This window comes from Bradyrhizobium sp. PRIMUS42 (assembly GCF_023006515.1).
Lineage (GTDB): Bacteria > Pseudomonadota > Alphaproteobacteria > Rhizobiales > Xanthobacteraceae > Bradyrhizobium.
The window spans coordinates 1-1,682 of record NZ_JALBGZ010001017.1; the positions used below are offsets into that span (position 1 = coordinate 1).

Consider the following 1,682-nt stretch of genomic DNA (forward strand, 5'->3'; position numbering starts at 1 on the left):
GTCGCCATCACCAGCGCGGGCGGACCGGTCAACCAGGCCAGCCAGACCATCACCGGCACGGTGGGCGTCGCCGATGCCGGCACCACCGTCACCATCCTGGACGGCAGCACGACGATTGGCACCGCCATCGTGCAGGGCAACGGCAGCTGGAGCACCACGGTCACGCTGAACCAGGGCGGCAACTCCCTGACGGCTCGGGTAAGCGATGCCGCCGGCAATACCGCGACCAGCAGCGCAGTGGTCTACACGCTGAGCACCACCGGTCCGACGGTGACCGAGAGTCTCGTTTCCGACACCGGCACTTCGGCCACCGACCATGTCACCGCCAACCCGGCGCTGAGCGGCACCGGCCTTGCCAACACGGTGGTGCATCTGACGATCGATGGTGTTCTCAGCACCTCCACGGCGACCACGGATGCGCAAGGGGGCTGGTCGTTTACGCCGAGCGGGCTGGCCGACGGATTACACACCATTGTGGCAAGCCAGACCGATACCTTTGGCAACACCGGCTCGGCGTCGCTGAGCTTCACCTTCGACACAACGGCGCCGACCGGTGGTACCCCAGATCTGACGGCGGGTTTGGATACCGGTACCTCGAGCACGGACAACATCACCTCGGCGACGTCGCCAAGCTTCACGGTGTCGCTGACCCCGACGGTTGCCATCGGCGATACGGTGCAGCTGCTGCTGGGCGGCTCGCCGCTGGCGCACCCGGTCACGCATGTGATCACGGCTGCCGACGTGACGGCAGGCAGCGTCAGCCTGACGGTATCCGCCGGCGATCTTGGAGCCGATGGCACCAAACAAATCACGGCGCAGTTCAGCGATGCCGCCGGCAACAGTTCGACGAGCGCAGCGCTGAGCTTCACGCTCGACACCACGGCACCGACGGTCGCCATTACCAGCGCGGGCGGACCCGTCAACCAGGCCAGCCAGACCATCACCGGCACGGTGAGCGTTGCCGATGCCGGCGCCACCGTCACCATCCTGGATGGCGCCACGACGATCGGTACCGCGATCGTGCAGGCCAACGGCAGCTGGAGCACCACGGTCACGCTGAACCAGGGTGGCAACTCCCTGACGGCTCGGGTGAGCGACGCGGCCGGCAACATCGCAACCAGCGGCGCGGTGGTCTACACGCTGAGCACCACCGGCCCGACCGTGACCGAGGCCCTGGTCTCCGACACCGGTACCTCCGCCACCGACCATGTCACCGCCAATCCGACGGTGAACGGCAGCGGCCTTGCCAACACCGTGGTGCACTTCACCATCGACGGCAGCCCGATCGCGACGACAGTGACCACGGATGCACAAGGCGCCTGGTCGTTTACGCCGAGCGGGCTGGCCGACGGATCACACACCATCGTCGCAAGCCAGATCGACACTTTTGGCAACACCGGCTCGGCCTCGCTGAGCTTCACGCTCGACACCACGGCACCGACGGTCGCCATTATCAGCGCGGGCGGACCCGTCAACCAGGCCAGCCAGACCATTACCGGCACGGTGAGCGTTGCCGATGCCGGCGCCACCGTCACCATCCTGGATGGCGCCACGACGATCGGCACCGCCATCGTGCAGGGCAACGGCAGCTGGAGCACCACGGTCACGCTGAACCAGGGTGGCAACTCCCTGACGGCGCGGGTGAGCGACGCGGCTGGCAACACCGCGACCAGCGGCGCGGT

At 67.4% G+C, this 1,682-nt stretch carries 1 protein-coding gene; it reads left to right on the plus strand.

Going from position 1 to position 1,682, the window contains the following annotated elements:
* A partial coding sequence (locus tag MOV75_RS36985; RefSeq protein WP_247007855.1) for an Ig-like domain-containing protein occupies positions 1-1,682 on the plus strand: 1,682 nt, incomplete at both ends.